General features: G+C 66.2%; 15 protein-coding genes. 8 read left to right on the top strand and 7 right to left on the bottom strand.

Going from position 1 to position 15,526, the window contains the following annotated elements; genetic code table 11:
- Positions 1-39 precede the first annotated feature (39 nt).
- The 6 genes from ATE67_RS18865 to ATE67_RS18840 form a co-directional block, all read right to left on the bottom strand.
- Positions 40-1,053: a FecR family protein gene (locus ATE67_RS18865; RefSeq protein WP_058818187.1), complete on the bottom strand. Its 1,014-nt coding sequence runs from the start codon at positions 1,051-1,053 to the stop codon at positions 40-42.
- Complete coding sequence (locus ATE67_RS21155; RefSeq protein ID WP_082660512.1) at positions 1,050-1,745, bottom strand: RNA polymerase sigma factor; 696 nt, start codon at positions 1,743-1,745, stop codon at positions 1,050-1,052. Before ATE67_RS21155 ends, ATE67_RS18865 begins: the two co-directional genes overlap by 4 nt.
- A gap of 164 nt (positions 1,746-1,909) precedes the next feature.
- The gene (locus ATE67_RS18855; RefSeq protein ID WP_058818186.1) at positions 1,910-2,506 is read right to left on the bottom strand and encodes a GntR family transcriptional regulator; all 597 of its coding nucleotides are present in this window, start codon (positions 2,504-2,506) and stop codon (positions 1,910-1,912) included.
- A complete protein-coding gene (locus tag ATE67_RS18850) occupies positions 2,503-3,369 on the bottom strand; it encodes a phytanoyl-CoA dioxygenase family protein (RefSeq protein WP_058818185.1) in 867 nt (288 codons plus the stop codon). The genes ATE67_RS18855 and ATE67_RS18850 overlap by 4 nt, the downstream gene beginning before the upstream one ends.
- The gene (locus ATE67_RS18845; protein WP_058818216.1) at positions 3,366-3,992 is read right to left on the bottom strand and encodes an acyl-homoserine-lactone synthase; all 627 of its coding nucleotides are present in this window, start codon (positions 3,990-3,992) and stop codon (positions 3,366-3,368) included. The genes ATE67_RS18850 and ATE67_RS18845 overlap by 4 nt, the downstream gene beginning before the upstream one ends.
- A gap of 146 nt (positions 3,993-4,138) precedes the next feature.
- A complete protein-coding gene (locus ATE67_RS18840) occupies positions 4,139-4,555 on the bottom strand; it encodes a MerR family transcriptional regulator (RefSeq protein ID WP_053555753.1) in 417 nt (138 codons plus the stop codon).
- 77 nt (positions 4,556-4,632) lie between these two features.
- Here ATE67_RS18840 and ATE67_RS18835 point away from each other — a divergent pair, with 77 nt between their 5' ends.
- Complete coding sequence (locus ATE67_RS18835; RefSeq protein WP_053555752.1) at positions 4,633-4,983, top strand: mercuric transporter MerT family protein; 351 nt, start codon at positions 4,633-4,635, stop codon at positions 4,981-4,983.
- On the top strand, positions 4,976-5,200 hold the full coding sequence (locus tag ATE67_RS18830) for a GDCCVxC domain-containing (seleno)protein (RefSeq protein WP_053555751.1): 225 nt from the start codon (positions 4,976-4,978) through the stop codon (positions 5,198-5,200). The genes ATE67_RS18835 and ATE67_RS18830 overlap by 8 nt, the downstream gene beginning before the upstream one ends.
- A gap of 81 nt (positions 5,201-5,281) precedes the next feature.
- On the opposite strand, the gene ATE67_RS18825 is transcribed toward ATE67_RS18830, so the two are convergent.
- Positions 5,282-6,016 carry a LuxR family transcriptional regulator gene (locus ATE67_RS18825; RefSeq protein WP_053555750.1) on the bottom strand — a complete coding sequence of 245 codons (735 nt, stop codon included), beginning with the start codon at positions 6,014-6,016 and terminating at the stop codon, positions 5,282-5,284.
- A gap of 488 nt (positions 6,017-6,504) precedes the next feature.
- On the opposite strand from ATE67_RS18825, the gene ATE67_RS18820 reads away from it, so the two are divergent.
- The 6 genes from ATE67_RS18820 (at position 6,505) to ATE67_RS18795 (ending at position 15,517) form a co-directional block, all read left to right on the top strand.
- Positions 6,505-6,927: a DUF2958 domain-containing protein gene (locus tag ATE67_RS18820; protein ID WP_053555749.1), complete on the top strand. Its 423-nt coding sequence runs from the start codon at positions 6,505-6,507 to the stop codon at positions 6,925-6,927.
- A gap of 101 nt (positions 6,928-7,028) precedes the next feature.
- On the top strand, positions 7,029-9,137 hold the full coding sequence (locus ATE67_RS18815; RefSeq protein WP_058818184.1) for a ParB/RepB/Spo0J family partition protein: 2,109 nt from the start codon (positions 7,029-7,031) through the stop codon (positions 9,135-9,137).
- A 149-nt stretch (positions 9,138-9,286) separates the two neighbouring features.
- Positions 9,287-9,778, top strand: coding sequence for a hypothetical protein (locus ATE67_RS18810; protein ID WP_058818215.1), 492 nt, complete (start codon positions 9,287-9,289; stop codon positions 9,776-9,778).
- Positions 9,771-10,277, top strand: coding sequence for a hypothetical protein (locus ATE67_RS18805; RefSeq protein ID WP_058818183.1), 507 nt, complete (start codon positions 9,771-9,773; stop codon positions 10,275-10,277). Before ATE67_RS18810 ends, ATE67_RS18805 begins: the two co-directional genes overlap by 8 nt.
- Positions 10,278-10,421: 144 nt before the next feature.
- Positions 10,422-11,066, top strand: a complete 645-nt coding sequence (locus ATE67_RS18800; protein ID WP_058818182.1) for a hypothetical protein — start codon at positions 10,422-10,424, stop codon at positions 11,064-11,066.
- A gap of 92 nt (positions 11,067-11,158) precedes the next feature.
- The gene (locus ATE67_RS18795) at positions 11,159-15,517 is read left to right on the top strand and encodes a strawberry notch family protein (protein WP_058818181.1); all 4,359 of its coding nucleotides are present in this window, start codon (positions 11,159-11,161) and stop codon (positions 15,515-15,517) included.
- The last annotated feature ends 9 nt before the right edge of the window (positions 15,518-15,526 follow it).

Raw genomic sequence — 15,526 nt, 5'->3', positions numbered from 1 at the left:
CGCCGGGTCGGCGACCGCCTTAGGGGAATGATGAAATAATTATCGGTGGCGCAGGTGGATGCCGTCGGCGCGCTTGCTGATCTCCAGATCGAACAATTGGGCGAGCCGCTCGGCCACTGTCTCGGGCTGGCTGATCCTGAACCGGCCCGACGCCTCGAGCCCCGCGGTTCCTGCGTCGTCGATGATGATCGGCTTCGCCGCGTAGCGATTGGCTTCGGCAGTGAGCTGATCGAGCCGGACCGAGCGATAGTCCGCCCAGCCCGACGGCCATTCGCGGCTGTCTTGCTGTGTCGGCGATGCGGCTGGTGGCTGCTCCTTGCCGTGCGGGCCGTAGGTCACGGACCGTCCCGATGACAGGACTTGGGCGTGCCGGGCGCCGGTTTCCGGGGCGCCGCCGAAGCGAATATCGGCCTCGCCGCGCAGCATCGTTACGCTGAGCGCGCCATTTTCCTCGAAACCGATATCGAATGCCGCATCCTCGGCCGTGACCACGCCGTCGCCGGCCTCGACGCGAAGCGGTTGTTCATTCTTGCTCACCGAAAGCCGGACGCGCCCCTTGGCGAGCCGCAGATGGCGTGTCGCTTGCGCAAATGAGACTTCGAGCCGGCTATCGGTGTCGAGCACTGCGGTGGAACCATCGGCAAAGCGGAAGCTGCGGATCTCCCCGCGGCGGGTGACCAGCGGCTCGGCCGCGCGCGCCGCGAGCGCACCGTCTCCGAGCGGACCGGAAAGCGGAGCGCCTCCGGCGCCGAAAGCCAGAAACACCACCGCAGCGGCGGCGATCACGGCTCCCGCCGACAGCCAGCGTCGCCCGGCCCGGCGTCGGCCGCTGCGCTGTTCGGTTTGCGCAGTGCCGTGACGCGGCGAGGATTTCAGGATCGCCGAGGCGGCGAGATTCTTCGCGATCCGTTCATAGGCCGCCTTGTGATCAGGCGAGGCCGAAAGCCAGGCGTCGAACTCGCCGCGGTGCGCATCGGGGTTCTCGCCGCGCATCTTCACGAGCCAGGCGTGCGCTACCGTGTCGACCGGATAGTCGTCAGACGCCTCACTCATCGGCCGCCGTCCACCACCTTTGCGATAAAGCCGAGCGCCCTCATCATATGATATTCCACCGTCGCGATGCTGATGCCGAGGCATTCATGTATCTCACGATAGCTGAGTTCGTCGACCCGGTGCATCAGAAACACCCGGCGTGTCTTTGGTGGCATGGCGTCGACCGCCTCTTCATAGAGCCGGAGAAGGTCGTCGGCTTCCATATTCCATTCCTGCTGCGGCGGGCTGGCGGCATCGCTTTCCTCCTGAAAGGAAAAGAAAAGCGCGGGGTTGCGCCGCTGCCTCCGGGCGCGGTCGATCAGCAGGTTCTGCGCTATCCGGCGAAGGAAGCCGCCCGGATTGGCGAGGCTGTGACGCTGCTCGCTGCCCGCCGCGCGCGCGAAAACTTCCTGCACGAGATCCGGCGCTTCTTCGGGCCCAGCCCTTCGGCGAAGAAAATGAAAGAGCCAAGGACCATGCGCCCGAAAAGCGTCATCGAGGTCGCAAGCGTCCGCCGGTGCCACGACGGGCCGGTCGTCGGGATGCGCGTGACAGGCCGACGACACCGAAAAGGGGTGGCGCTCCTGCGACAGTTTCTTGGCAGGGTATGATGACAATTTACACAGCCGATTGGCACGAGATCGCTGGCCGGCGTTTGCCCGGCTATCGATCTTCCAACGCTGTGCCGCCGTTTGGCCGCGTGGGAGCGGCATGGTCCGGAACGGCCGCCAGTCCGACAAGGACGGGCGTTCATAATGGCTGGCGAGAATATCGCGCGGGCGTTGCCAAATCTGTCCCGCACCCCGAATCATGTCAGCATGGCCGCGCAAAGACAAGGATTATGGGCAGAATCAGACGTTGGGCACCGGGTCTGGCACTATGACGCGCCTCCAAGCAGCCGCGCATAGCTGGCCGCTTCGCCGGCGCGGCGTTCGTGATAGCGGAGCAGAAGGTTGCGCGTCTCATGCGGCGGGCCGCTTGTCAGCGCGGCCGCGAGCGCATCCAGTTCGGCGACTGTTTCGCCGACAAGCTGTTCGTCGAGGTGCCGCGCCAGATGGAGGCGGTCGCCGAGCGCGGTGATGCTCGCGACCAGTTCGCCATTGCCCGACCGCGCTGCCATTTCGATGAACAGTCCGGCGGTTCGATCGGGATAGTCGCCATCCTGCGGAGCCGGCGTCGCGCGCCCGCGCGGGGTCGTCGCAAGCGCAGCGAGCAGCAGGATGAGATGGAGTTCGAGCATGTCGCGATACTCGGTCTCGGACAGGCGATGCGCGTGAAACCCGTCGCCATGGCTGAAATCGACCATGCGCTCGCCCGCCAGTCGGTAGAGGCAATCACGCACCGGCGTCACGCTGACCCCGAGCTGATCGGCGATCTTCGCCGATTCCAGCCGGCTGCCAGGCACCCAGCCGCCGGCCATCAGCCGGCGCTTGATCGCTTCATAAGTTGGCTCGACGACATGCGCGGGGCTCATGCGCCGTTCCGCTCGGCCGCCGCGAACTCTGCGAGCATCGCCATCTGGTCGGGACGCAGCCCATCGACCGCGCCGATATGCTCCGGGATATCGCCTCCGAGGAGTAACGAAGGGCATTGGCCTTCATAATTGCCGAGATTGGGACGGTGCTGGCGATAGCCCGCGAGCGCGGCAAGCTCGCGCGGGAAGCCGCGCGCGATCTCGGGGGGATAGGCGAGCCATAAATTCTCATAAGGTTTGAGCCAGCCGAGGCTGTAGCCGATCACGACACCGCGCCGCACCTGGTCGGTGATATTGGCGCCGGCGCCATGCGCGGTCGAGCCCAGAAAGCAGATCGCGGCGCCCGGGTCGCACGCAGCGATGATCGGCTCGCCGGGGTCGATCTTCGCCATGCCCTCCGCGCCATGGCTGTGAGGATAGATGTGCGTTGCGCCATTGTCCGCGGTGAAGGGGGTGAGCGGCCAGATGACATTGAGCAGATATTCGTGCGCGCCTTTTTCTCCCGCCCACATGTCATGGTCGCGGTGTGGAAACTGCCGGATCTCGCCCGGATGGATTTCGATCGCCTGCGCGACATTGAGCTGGATGCTCTCGCAGGCGTCGCCGAGAATGGATTCGACCGCCGCGAGGATTGTCGGTTCGAGCGCCAGTGCCTGCGCCCAGACCGAGCGCTTCATCAGGGCGCCGAATCTTTTGGTGCGGTGACCGTAGAAGTCGCCGCGCCCGAACGGTGTCGCGGCGAAGACCGGATCGAGATCGGCGTCGAGCGCCCCAATCGCATCCGGCGGCATCAGGTCGGGGACGATGCAGTATCCCGTCTCGCGCAGTTCCCGGGCAAGATCATCGGACGCAAGACCGGTCATGCTTCCGCCTCCCCATCGTCGTCGGCGAGGCGGAACGAGAACGGCGCATAGACGCCGCCGCGCTTGAGGTCGTCGAGCACATGCGCGTCGATATGGATGTGCAATGCCATCAATCTCCCACCCGGATCCGCGGCCTTCGGCCCGAGCGCGTCGCATCTCCAGCCGAACTCCCGGACCTGATCGAACCAGCATAGGTCGGCGACGCCGGTATAATCGGTGATGCCTTCGCGCAGCGCATGCTCTGCAAGGGCGGTCACCAGCTGGTCGCGCGCGGCGCGGCGCGATGCTGCGTCCTGGTCCCGGTCGAGGCAGAAGCGGCTGATCTCGCACACGGTGGGGCCGCGCGGCACGTCGCCGGCGCACAGATGCGCAAAATGATCGCCAAGGAGATGTGCGCCCTCGGTCGGGAGCAGCCGCGCCGAGGCGCGGTGGCGGCCATCGGCGTCGAGCAGGATGAGATAGCGCGCCGCCGGCGTGTCGAAATGGTCGAGCTCATATTGGCCGGCGAGTACTGGCAGGTCCCATTTGAGCAGGTCGATGAAGACGCTCTTGCGCGCGGCGAACATGGCGCGCAGCGCCGCGTTCCCGGGCGCGGCGGGCGCCCGCGGGGTCGTGTCGATCATGATGATTCCTCGGCTGTTGGTGCCGGGAATCAAATCATTTTCCGTGGACTGCGCGTATCCCCAGATATGAGGATGATCCGCGCGATTCCAGAAGCTCTTGATAGTTGAGCCTGTCGCTCGTCGTCACGCGGGTGTCATCCGGACGATCAGCCGTGCGGTGTACCGGCCCGAAGCGTCTGGAGCAGCGGACAGGCGGGATCGTCGCCGGCCTCGCAAGCCCGTACCGAAGCGGCGAGGACACGCTCCATCCGCTTGAGATCGGCGATCTTCGCGCGCACATCCGCAAGGTGCGACGAGGCGACGTCGCGCACCTCGGCGCAGGCAGCCTGGCCTCCAGTCGCGAGTTGGAGCAGCGCCCGCACCTCGTCGAGGGTGAAACCGAGCTCTCGGGCCCGGCGCACGAAGCCGAGGCGCCCTACATCCTCCTCGCCATAGTTGCGGTAGCGACCGCGCCGGAGCGGAACGTCGAGGACGCCGATCCGCTCATAATAGCGGATCGTTTCGATGTTGCAGCCTGTGCGGCGCGAGAGTTCGCCGATCTGCATCGCTCTGGTTGCGGCCATCGCAAAAATACCTCTTGAGTCTGTAGCTGCTACAGATGCTACGGCGTCCCCTCACACCGCACAAGGAACCGATCCCAATGCAGAATCGCCCCAAGGGTATCGACGCCGGCGCGTTCACCTTAGCCGGCATCGCCGCGGCTTTCGGCGTTGCATCCTGTTGCGCGCTGCCCTTCCTGCTGGCCTCTGCGGGGATCGGAGCCGCATGGCTCGGCGGCATCGCGATGGTCGCCATGCCCTATCGCACGCCGCTTCTTCTGATCGGGGCGGCATGCCTCATTCTCGGCGCCTTCCTGCTGTTCCGCCAGCAGCGCGCGGCCGCGCGCTGTGGCCCCGGCGGTGCCTGCACGCCCCGCTGGGTGCGCATCCTGACGCTTGCCGGCCTCCTGCTTGGCGCGGCGCTGCTGTGGGCGGGCTACCATTATGTCTGATGCCGGCCCCGACCTTCGTTCGACGATCACCTGTCCGCAGTGCGGCCATCGCGAGACGGAAACGATGCCGACCGACGCCTGTCAGTTCTTCTATGACTGCAAGGGCTGCGGTGCCGTGCTGAGGCCCGAGCCCGGCGACTGCTGCGTGTTCTGCTCCTATGGAACCACGCCCTGCCCGCCGATCCAGATCGGAGGCAAGGGCGCGTGCTGCGATTGAGCGGCACGCCCTTGCCTCGGCTGTCATTCCGGGCGTGCCTGCCTCCTTGCTGAATTTCCGGACAAGTCGTCGTTGACGCGGTCAGCGCGCGTGCCACCAGTCATAGACGTCCCCGAATCCGATGAGGCCATCGAACAGCGCGCAGAGGGTCAGCATCTGGCCGCAATGCACGTCATAGCGGTCGCGCGCGGTCTTGAGATGCTGGACGACCGTCACTTCGCCGATCCCGAGAATGACCGCCACTTCGGCCGCGGTCTTGCCGCGTGCGGTCCATAATACGCACTCGCGCTGCCGTTCGCTCAGCGTCGCTTTGCTTTTTAGCGGCACGGCGCCGACGAGCTGGCGTGCCGAGACGATCGCGAGCGCGCCGATGATTTCGGCAATGCGGAGCATATCGTCCTGAAGCTCGCTTTGCGGGCGCAGGACGAAAGAGCAGGCGCCGCTGGCCTCGCCAGGGAGGTGGCGCGGCACCGTATAGCCGTCGGCGAGACCATATTCGCGGCCGACATGGAGCATTTGCCGGTCGCTGCGGGTCAGCGGGATGTAGCTTTCGATCTCGTCCCAGCGGAAGCCGGTCATCGACCGTTCGCCGGCGCGGCGCACCGGATCGGCACCGCCAAGATCGAAACCGACATAGACCTTGGCCCAGGCATCGGGGTAATTGTGAACCAGCAGGGATGCCGGCTCGGCATTGCCGCGCCGGTCATAGGCGAGCGCGAAATGGTCGAAGCCGAGGCGCATCGATGCGCGCGCGAGGGCTTCGAAGAGCCCGTCCTCATTCGTCGCCGTGGAAATTTCGAGGGCGAGTTCCTCCATCAAACAAAAATGCTTCACTGTGACCGTCCGGTCGCCGGCACGTTCCCAACCCGTCGATCCCGCGAGCCGCTCCCTGGGTCGCCGGTCCCGGTTCCTCTCCGGCACGGACGACAGATGGGACATTATGCGACTGGTCCCGGCCCTCGGCGAGGCGGGCTTTTGCCCTGGCCCCTGCTGCGCGACGGCGATCGCCTCCCGGTCCTAATCGATTGGCCGGAAACGGGAAAGGCGCGGGCCCCGGAAAATTGGCCCCAGATCTGCATCTATATTCCGGTCGCCGGACGGTGCCGCGGGGCGCCGGAAAGAGAGCGAGAGGAAGGCACGGGTCCTGGTGAGCGGATCGAAGGAGGCGGGAGTGGCCCTGCCTCCGGTCCGCCGCGGAGACCTTGCATGACATATCATCCCTTCTTCCTGCCCCGGGCGCTCGCGCGGCCCGGCGTCCGCCCGGCCGGCATGTACGCCCCAACCCTGGCGGGCAGGGCGGCGACATGAAACTCCTGACCCCCGATCTCGCGGCGCACCTGCGCGCCAACGACGCGGCCCGTCGTGCAGCCGTCGCGCGCGGCGGGCGCGAGCCCGATCCGGCGCCCGTCGTGCGCTTCTTCAACCCGGTGGGATCGGCGACCTGGCTCGCGACCGAGATGGACGAGGACGGCATATTGTTCGGCCTTGCCGACCTTGGCTTCGGATGCCCCGAGCTCGGCAGCTTCGCGCTGGCCGAACTCGAAGCGGTCCGGCTGCCGTTCGGCCTTGGTATCGAGCGTGATCTCGGCTTCACGCCGCATCATCCGCTCTCGGTCTATGCCGCGGCGGCTCGCAGCGCGGGCTCGATCCTGCTCGGCGAGCGGCGTTTGCGCGAAGCGGCAGCGCGGATGAGCGGGCGTGGCTGCCGGATTTCCGGGTGCGGATAGGTCCGCCTGCGGCGGCCCCAAAGGGAGAGGAGGGCCGGGTTTTCGTGACGGGCTTGAAAGCCGGGAGAGTGTCTCGCGGCGGCCCGTCATGGAGAATGGCCATGGCCAGAACTGCCGCCAAAATCACCCTCAGCCCGTCGCGCGACATCCCGCTCGACCGGCTGGTCCTGTCGCAGTCCAATGTCCGGCGTGTGAAGGCCGGCGTGTCGATCGACGCGCTGGCCGACGACATCGACCGGCGCGGGCTGCTCCAGAGCCTCAACGTCCGGCCGCTGCTGGGTGCCGACGGCCAGGAAACCGGCCGGTATGAGATACCGGCCGGCGGGCGCCGCCACCGCGCGCTGGAACTGTTGGTGAAGCGCAAAAGGCTCGCGAAGGATGCGCCGATCCCCTGCGTCGTGCGCGCTGCCGACAATGATATCCTCGCCGAGGAGGACAGTCTCGCCGAAAACAGCTTTCGCGAGCAGCTTCATCCGCTCGACGAGTTTCGTGCGATGCTGGCGATGGTCGAGAAGGACACCGGCATCGAGGAAATCGCCGCGCACTTCCACACCACGCCGGCCGCGGTGCGCCAGCGGCTCAAGCTCGCGGGTGTCTCGCCGAAGCTTCACACCCTCTACGCCGACGATGCGATGACGCTCGACCAGCTGATGGCGTTCACCGTGTCGGACGACCATGCGCGCCAGGAAGAGCTGTGGGACCAGCTCGAACACAGCTTCAACAAATCGGCGGCCTATATTCGGCAGAAGCTGACCGAGAACAGCGTGCGCGCCGCCGACAAACGGACATGCTTCGTCGGTCTGGGCGCCTATGTCGAAGCCGGTGGCGGCGTCGTGCGCGACCTGTTCGAAGCCGACGGCGGCGGCTGGCTCACCGATCCGGCGCTTCTCGATCGGCTGGTCGACGAGAAGCTGAAGGCGGAAGGCGAGCGCGTCCTTGCCGAGGGCTGGAAATGGGTGACGACCTCGATCGACCTGCCGTGGGACGCCACGCGCGGCCTCCGCGAAATCGACCGCGAGGTGACCCCGATGAGCGAGGACGAGCTGGCGCGCGTCGCCACGCTCGAGGCCGAAGCCGAGGAACTCGAGGGTGAATGGGCCGATGCCCCGGAGGTTCCGGCCGAGGTCCACGCGCGTCTCGATGCAGTCGAGACCGAGCTCGGTACGCTCGCGGACCGGCCGGAGCTGTTCGACCCGGCCGAAATAGCGATCGCCGGTGCCTTCGTCTCGATCGATCGCGATGGTTCGGTGCGGGTCGAGCGTGGATTCGTGAAGCCCGAGGACGAGCCGAAGGCGGAAGCGTCCGAAGACGAAGCGCATTCGGCCGCGGACGGCGATGCCCGGTCCGCCGGCCCGGACGCGGGCGGCGAAGCCGCGGTGTCGGCGGACGCCGGGGAGGACGAGGAGGTGGAGACACTCCGGCCCCTTCCCGATCGGCTCGTGTCGGATCTGACGGCGTGGCGCACGCTCGCGCTTCAGGACGCCTTCGCGCAGGATCCGGCGACCGCCTTCGCTTCGGTTCTCCATGCCCTGGTGCTCGGCTGCTTCTATTCGAGCAGCAGGGAAAGCTGCGTTCAGGTGTCGCCGAACCGCGTCTATTTCACCAACGCGCCGACCAATTTGCGCGATTGCGGCCCGGCGCAGGCGATCGACGCGCGCGCGGCCGAATGGAAGGAGCGGCTCCCGCAGTCGGACAAGGAGGTGTGGGACTATCTGCTGACGCTCGATGGCGAGGAGCAGACGAAGCTGTTCGCGCATTGTGCGTCGCTCTGCGTCAACGCGCAGGCCGAGATCGTGCCCAAATATGACAATGGCCGCATCTCGGCGCATGGCGTCGAGCGCCGGATCGCGCACAGCCATGTGCTGGCGCAGGCGGTGGGACTCGATGTGCTCGGCGCGGGCTGGCGTCCGACGGCCGACGGCTATTTCCGCAGCGTGACCAAGCCGCGGATCATCGCCGACGTCGCCGAAGCGCGGGGCGATAATTTTGCCCGGATGATCGACCATCTCAAAAAGGCCGATATGGCACGCGAGGCCGAGCGGCTGCTCGAAGACAGCGACTGGCTCCCGGCGCCGCTGCGTAATCCTGACCTTGAGCCCGCTCCGGTTCCGGATGCGGCGAATGATGACGCCGGGGGCGCACTTCCGCCGGGTCTCGCCGACGCGCTCAATGACGATGTCGCGGGCGGCGATGTCGTCGCGGCCGAATAGCCGCCGCGGGCCAGGACGGCCCATCCCGATCCCAAATTTGAAAGCCCGGCCGCGTGCCGGGCTTTCCTTCTTCTGGAGAATTGAAATGTCCAATCTTGCCAATCAACTGTCACCGGTGACGATGCCGGGCGCAGACCATGGAGGGCGTCATGGCTGACCGTGTTCCAGTTTCGATTACGATCGGCGGCTATGCCGACCAATCGACCTTCGCCGAGCTTGCGGGCCTGATCGCCATGGAGGGCCTGTCGACCGAATGGGATGGTCCGTCCTTCGAGCCCGGCCATCGCACCGTCGGCGAGGCGGTGTCGCTCTATGCCCATGAGGTTGCCTGGGGCCGGGTCGAAGCCCTCGAAAGCTTCTGTGCCGAGAAGGGGCTGCCTTTTGTTCGCTGGTCGGGGAGCTATCCCGGCGAATGGAGCGCCGAACGGATCGTCTTTCGCGGTGCCGGCTCGATCGATTCCTACATGGTCGACGAATCCGACCGCGTCATGATCGACCACTATCTGGTGAACGAGCGCGGGAGCATCGAGGCGGTCCTCGCCTATTTCGACGCGGCGGCCTTTATCGTGCCGCCGCTGGTGGTCGAGGGCGATCCCCCACCGGTGGATGCGGCTGCTGTGGAGGAGGCGCGTCATGGCTGACTATTTCTCCCAGACGGTCATCCAGCCCGATGTCCCGGTCGCGGCGATGACTGTGCTCGAGCGCAGGATCCTTGGCGAAATCTTCGAGCATGAGGATATGGGCGACGACGTCTATTTCTTCGCGAGCGCGGGTCCGAACGACTTTCTGTTCCTGTCGGTCGATGAGGCGAGGGCGCTGCTTGCGGAAAGCGAGGGTGTTCAAAGCTGCGCAGCCGAATTGGTCGAAAAGGAACTCGGCGAATGCGAAGCGGAGGCGACCGAACTTGAGATCGACATGTCGATGTTCGGCTATGAGACCATCCTCCAGGACATCGTCCGGCGATCGGAGACACTCGATCATTTGCAGGTGATGATGGCCTGGACCTGTTCGAAGATGCGCCCCGACGGCTTCGGCGGCATGGCCATCTTCATCACCGCCGACGACATCGACACGATGTCGACGACGGGCTTCCTCGAGGAGGCGCTTGGCCGGCTTCAGAGCGACCGTCCTACGGGATGATCGATCCAGTGCTGACAAACCGACGGAAAAGCCCGGCTCTGTGCCGGGCTTTTCCTTTTTGGGGAGGTAGGTCCTTGTTTGGGAGGCAGGCGTGTCCGCCTCCCTTTTTCCCACCTCTTCGACCCGTTCAAAGGAGGCAAGCCCATGCCCGAGATTGTCGAAACGACCATATATGGTCTCGAAGAGCTTTCCGAGCCGGCAAAGGACCGGGCCCGTGCATGGTATCGCGAGGGCGGCTTCGATTATGATTGGTACGATACGGTTTTCGACGATTTCGAGCGCATCTGCGACCTTGTCGGCGTCGAACTGGCGACGCAGCGGGTCCGGCTGTTCGGCGGCGGCACGCGCGCGCGAAGCTGCATCTGGTTTTCGGGCTTTGCGAGCCAGGGCGACGGTGCCTGCTTCGAGGGTGTCTATCGTTACGCCAAGGCTGCGCTGAAGAATATCCGCAGCTTTGCGCCGAAAGACGCCGAGCTTCATCGCATCGCGGGCGCGTTGCAGGCGGTCCAGCGCCGCAACTTCTATCGGCTATCGTCGGTCGTCGTGCACCGCGGCCGATATCATCACGAATATAGCATGGCGATCACCGTCGAGCGTGATGACCCGAGGATGCGGGAGATGACTGCGGATGCCGAGGATGAGATTGGCGAAGCGCTGCGCGATCTGGCGCGCTGGCTCTACCGGCAGCTCGAGCGCGAGTTCGATTATCTGAACTCCGATGAAGCCGTCGACGCGGCGATCCTGGCCAATGGCTATGGCTTCACCGAAGCCGGGGAACGCTTTGGCTGAGAGGGAGAGACGGGCCGGAAGGGGATAGCCCCAGGGTTCAGGAGAGAGCGCCTGGCGGCTGCCCTTCAACGCCTCTCCAGGATATTCCCGCCATGCGAACCATTTTGCCCGACGCCGCAGCCGGCGCCGCCCCCATTTCCTCATCTCTTTCCTCACCTGCAGCCACCCCGGCGGCGCGGCTCTTCGATGCGGCCCAGCGCCTGCTTCCGCTGCTTGAGGACGGAACGCCCTTCGACACCGGGCAGATCCGGATCGCGATGACGTCGGCCTACGGCCAGAAGGATGCCGAGGGCGCATGGGACTGGAAGATGGCCTATGACGCGTGCGAGGCGGCGCAGGTCCTGCTGCTGCGCCGCTATGGGCGCGCGCTGGCCGCGCGCAGCCGCTCGCCGCAGCGCCAGCTCGCGATGTGGCAGCGCATCGCGGCGCGTGTCCCGACCCAGACGCGGCGCTCCGAGGAAGGACAGTCCTTCCAGCAATTCTCGACCCCGCTGCCGCTCGCCTTTGTCGCCGCCTTCGCTGCCGCGATCCGGCCCGGCGATTGCGTGCTCGAGCCCTCGGCGGGGACGGGCATGCTCGCCGTGCATGCGGGTCTTGCGGGCGCGACGCTCGCGCTCAACGAATTCGCCGAACTGCGCGCGGGCCTGCTCGAGCTGCTTTTCGCGCCGACACCCGTCAGCCGTCACGATGCCGCGGCGATCGACGACCGGCTCGATCCGGCGGTTGTGCCCGATGTCGTTTTGATCAATCCGCCATTCTCCTCGCTCGTGAATGTCGACCGCAAGATGAAGGGCGCGGCGCTTCGCCATATCGCCTCGGCGCTGGCGCGTCTGAAAGACGGCGGCCGTCTCGTCGCGATCCTCGGCGCCGGCTGCTCACCCGAGGCGCCGGCATGGCGCGACGCCTTCATCCGCTTGCAGGAAAGCGGCACGCTTCGTTTCTCGGCGGCGATCACCGGCCAGGTCTTTTCGCGGCATGGCACGACGATCCCTACCCGCCTCATCGTGATCGACAAGATTCCCGCGGGCGATCCCGCGCAGCTTCTACAAAGCCGCGGTGAAGCGCCCGACCTTTCCACATTGCTCAAATGGGTCGAGGAGGATCTGCCGCCGCGCCCGGCACCGCCCGCTTTGCTCGCCGCAACGACGACGGTCGGGCCGGCCCGTACGGTCGCGAACATTGATCGCGCATGGGCCCCGGCTTCGGCAAAGGCTGCGCTGCCCGCCGATCCCGGCGTCGAGCTTGGCTATGAAATATTGGACTGGATGCCGCCCGAGGGCCAACTCGGCGACACCATCTACGAGCCCTATGCGCTCCAGTCGCTCCTCATTCCCGGCGCGAGGCCGCATCCCACCGCGCTGGTCCAGTCGGCCTCGATGGCATCGGTCGCGCCTCCCAAGCCTGTCTATCGACCGCATCTGCCGGCGCGGCTGGTCAGCGAAGGCATGCTGTCCGACGCGCAGCTCGAATCGATCATCTATGCGGGTGAGGCCCATGCCGGGCATCTCTCGGGCGCGTGGACGGTCGATGCCACCTGGGACGTCGTCGGCGCCGCATCCGATGACGCGGAAGGCGCGGTGCAGTTCCGGCGCGGCTGGTTCCTCGGCGACGGCACCGGCGCCGGCAAGGGCCGCCAGGTCGCGGGCATCATTCTCGACAATTGGTTGAAAGGGCGCCGCCGCGCGCTCTGGATCTCGAAGTCGGACAAGCTGCTCGAAGACGCCCAGCGCGACTGGTCGGCGTTGCAGCAGGAGAAACTGCTCGTCACCCCGCTGTCGCGCTTCCGCCAGGGGGCGCCGGTGAAGCTCGGCGAGGCCATTCTTTTCACCACCTATGCGACATTGCGTTCGCAGGGGCGCGAGGGGAAGGCGAGCCGGATCGAGCAGATCGTCGAATGGCTCGGCCGCGACTTCGATGGCGTCATCATCTTCGACGAGGCCCATGCGATGGCCAACGCCGCGGGCGGCAAGGGTGAGCGCGGCGATCAGAAGCCATCGCAGCAGGGGCGGGCCGGGCTTCGCCTCCAACATGCGCTTCCCGAGGCACGCATCGTCTATGTCTCGGCGACGGGGGCCACCACCGTGCAGAATCTCGCTTATGCCCAGCGCTTGGGTCTCTGGGGCGGCAGCGATTTCCCGTTCGTGTCACGGGCGGATTTCGTCGCGGCGATCGAGGACGGCGGGGTTGCGGCGATGGAAGTGCTCGCGCGCGACTTGAAGGCGCTCGGCCTCTACGCGTCGCGGTCGCTCTCCTTCGACGGCGTCGAATATGAACTGCTCGAACATGCGCTGACGGGCGAGCAACGGCGCATCTACGACAGCTATGCCGCCGCCTTCCAGGTCATCCACAACAATCTCGATGCCGCGATGGAGGCGGCGGGGGTGACGAGCGCCGAACATGGCACGCTCAACGCGCAGGCCAAGTCGGCGGCGCGATCGGCGTTCGAGAGCACCAAGCAGCGCTTTTTCAACCATCTCATCACCGCGATGCAGACGCCGAGCGCGATCGCGAGCATCGCGCGCGATCTCGAGGCGGGCCATGCGGCGGTCGTCCAGATTGTCTCGACCGGCGAGGCCTTGCAGGAGCGGCGGCTCGCCGAGATCCCGGCGGACGAGTGGAACGATGTGTCGGTCGACATCACGCCGCGCGAATATGTGCTCGATTATCTGGCATCGAGCTTCCCGGTCCAGCTGTTCGAACCCTGCACCGACGGCGACGGCAATCTTTCCTCGCGCCCGGCCTATGACGGCGATGGCAATATGATCGTCAGCCGCGAAGCCTGCCGCCGCCGCGATGCGATGATCGAGAAGCTGGCGAGCTTGCCCCCGGTGCCGGGCGCGCTCGACCAGATCGTCCAGCATTTCGGGGCCGACAAGGTGGCCGAGGTGACCGGGCGCTCGCGGCGGATCGTGCCGCGGGTCGGCGATGACGGTGACCTCCGTTTCGCGGTCGAAAACCGGCCTGGCAGCGCCAATATCGGCGAGACCCATGCCTTCATGGACGATGAGAAGCGAATTCTCGTCTTTTCGGAAGCCGGCGGCACCGGGCGGTCCTATCATGCCGACCTTGGCGCGAAGAACCAGCGCCGCCGCATCCATTATCTGCTCGAGGCGGGCTGGAAGGCCGATGCCGCGATCCAGGGGTTCGGACGCACGAACCGCACGAACCAGAAGCAGCCGCCGATGTTCCGCCCGGTATCGACCGACGTGAAGGCGCAGAAGCGCTTCATCTCGACGATCGCGCGGCGGCTCGACACGATGGGCGCGATCACGCGGGGGCAGCGGCAGACGGGCGGCCAGAATATGTTCAGCGCGCACGACAATCTGGAATCCTTCTATGCCCGCGACGCGCTCCGCCAGCTCTACATGCTGATCGTGCGCGGCAAGGTGGAGGGCTGTTCGCTGCTCAGCTTCGAGACCGCAACCGGGCTGTCGCTGCTCGATGCCGAAGGCGGGATTCGCGACGAACTGCCGCCGATCACGACCTTCCTCAACCGCATGCTCGCGCTCACCATCGACCTTCAGAATATATTGTTCGAGGCGTTCGAGGCGCTCCTCATCGCGCGGATCGAGGCGGCGGTGGCGGCGGGCAGCTATGAGGTCGGTCTCGAAACGCTGCGCGCCGAGAGTTTCGTCGTCACCGATCGCCGGACGATCTACACCCATCCCGGCACCGGCGCCGAGACCCAGCTTCTGACCATCGACCGGAGGGACCGCGTCGTCCCGCTCTCGCTCGGCAAGGCGCTCGATCTCGCACGGACCGAGGACGCGGCGTTGCTGGTGAACGGGCGTTCGGGCCGGGCAGCGGTCAAGCTGCGCGCGCGCAGCCTCATCGACGACGAGGGTGCGGTGCATCGCCGTTTCCGCCTGATCCGCCCGATGGAGACAGTGCTGATCCTCGCCGAGCAGTTCGGGGCGAGCCACTGGACTATCGTCGATGCGGAGGCGTTTACCGCGGCGTGGGAAGCCGAACTTGGAGAGCTTCCCGACTATGAGACCGGAACACTGCACATGGTCTCGGGGCTCCTGTTGCCGATCTGGCGCAGCCTGCCGAACGAGTCGACGCGGGTCTACCGGCTGCAAACCGATGCGGGCGAGCGCGTCATCGGCCGCCGCGTATCGCCCGCATGGGCCGCGCGGATCGTCGATGACGGGCCGCCGAAGCTGTCGGCCGAACAAGCCTGGTCGACGCTGCTTGCGGGCGAAGCCGTCCTTCACCTCGCTGAGGGTCAGCGCGTCGCGCGCGTCCGCTCGATGAACGATTGGCGGATCGAGCTCACCGGTTTCAACGATCTGGGGATCGAGCGCCTCAAGGCATTTGGCTTGATTTCGGAGATCGTCTCGTGGAAATTGAAGCTCTACGTGCCGGCAGGGGCTGCTGGCGCCGATGTGTTCGCGAAGCTCGTCGATCGGTTTCCGATTGAACGGGTCAGCGACCGCAAGGCCGCCTGAAGGAGCCCC

This window comes from Sphingopyxis sp. H050 (assembly GCF_001468265.1).
GTDB lineage: Bacteria > Pseudomonadota > Alphaproteobacteria > Sphingomonadales > Sphingomonadaceae > Sphingopyxis.
The sequence above is the reverse complement of the archived record's forward strand: the minus strand, read 5'-3'. Positions and strand labels throughout refer to the sequence as shown.

Coding starts and splice junctions, on each gene's coding strand:
- ATE67_RS18865 (WP_058818187.1), bottom strand. CDS start 1,053: ATGAGTGAGGCGTCTGACGACTATCCGGTCGACACGGTAGCGCACGCC.
- ATE67_RS21155 (WP_082660512.1), bottom strand. CDS start 1,745: ATGCCGCTCCCACGCGGCCAAACGGCGGCACAGCGTTGGAAGATCGAT.
- ATE67_RS18855 (WP_058818186.1), bottom strand. CDS start 2,506: ATGAGCCCCGCGCATGTCGTCGAGCCAACTTATGAAGCGATCAAGCGC.
- ATE67_RS18850 (WP_058818185.1), bottom strand. CDS start 3,369: ATGACCGGTCTTGCGTCCGATGATCTTGCCCGGGAACTGCGCGAGACG.
- ATE67_RS18845 (WP_058818216.1), bottom strand. CDS start 3,992: ATGATCGACACGACCCCGCGGGCGCCCGCCGCGCCCGGGAACGCGGCG.
- ATE67_RS18840 (WP_053555753.1), bottom strand. CDS start 4,555: ATGGCCGCAACCAGAGCGATGCAGATCGGCGAACTCTCGCGCCGCACA.
- ATE67_RS18835 (WP_053555752.1), top strand. CDS start 4,633: ATGCAGAATCGCCCCAAGGGTATCGACGCCGGCGCGTTCACCTTAGCC.
- ATE67_RS18830 (WP_053555751.1), top strand. CDS start 4,976: ATGTCTGATGCCGGCCCCGACCTTCGTTCGACGATCACCTGTCCGCAG.
- ATE67_RS18825 (WP_053555750.1), bottom strand. CDS start 6,016: ATGGAGGAACTCGCCCTCGAAATTTCCACGGCGACGAATGAGGACGGG.
- ATE67_RS18820 (WP_053555749.1), top strand. CDS start 6,505: ATGAAACTCCTGACCCCCGATCTCGCGGCGCACCTGCGCGCCAACGAC.
- ATE67_RS18815 (WP_058818184.1), top strand. CDS start 7,029: ATGGCCAGAACTGCCGCCAAAATCACCCTCAGCCCGTCGCGCGACATC.
- ATE67_RS18810 (WP_058818215.1), top strand. CDS start 9,287: ATGGCTGACCGTGTTCCAGTTTCGATTACGATCGGCGGCTATGCCGAC.
- ATE67_RS18805 (WP_058818183.1), top strand. CDS start 9,771: ATGGCTGACTATTTCTCCCAGACGGTCATCCAGCCCGATGTCCCGGTC.
- ATE67_RS18800 (WP_058818182.1), top strand. CDS start 10,422: ATGCCCGAGATTGTCGAAACGACCATATATGGTCTCGAAGAGCTTTCC.
- ATE67_RS18795 (WP_058818181.1), top strand. CDS start 11,159: ATGCGAACCATTTTGCCCGACGCCGCAGCCGGCGCCGCCCCCATTTCC.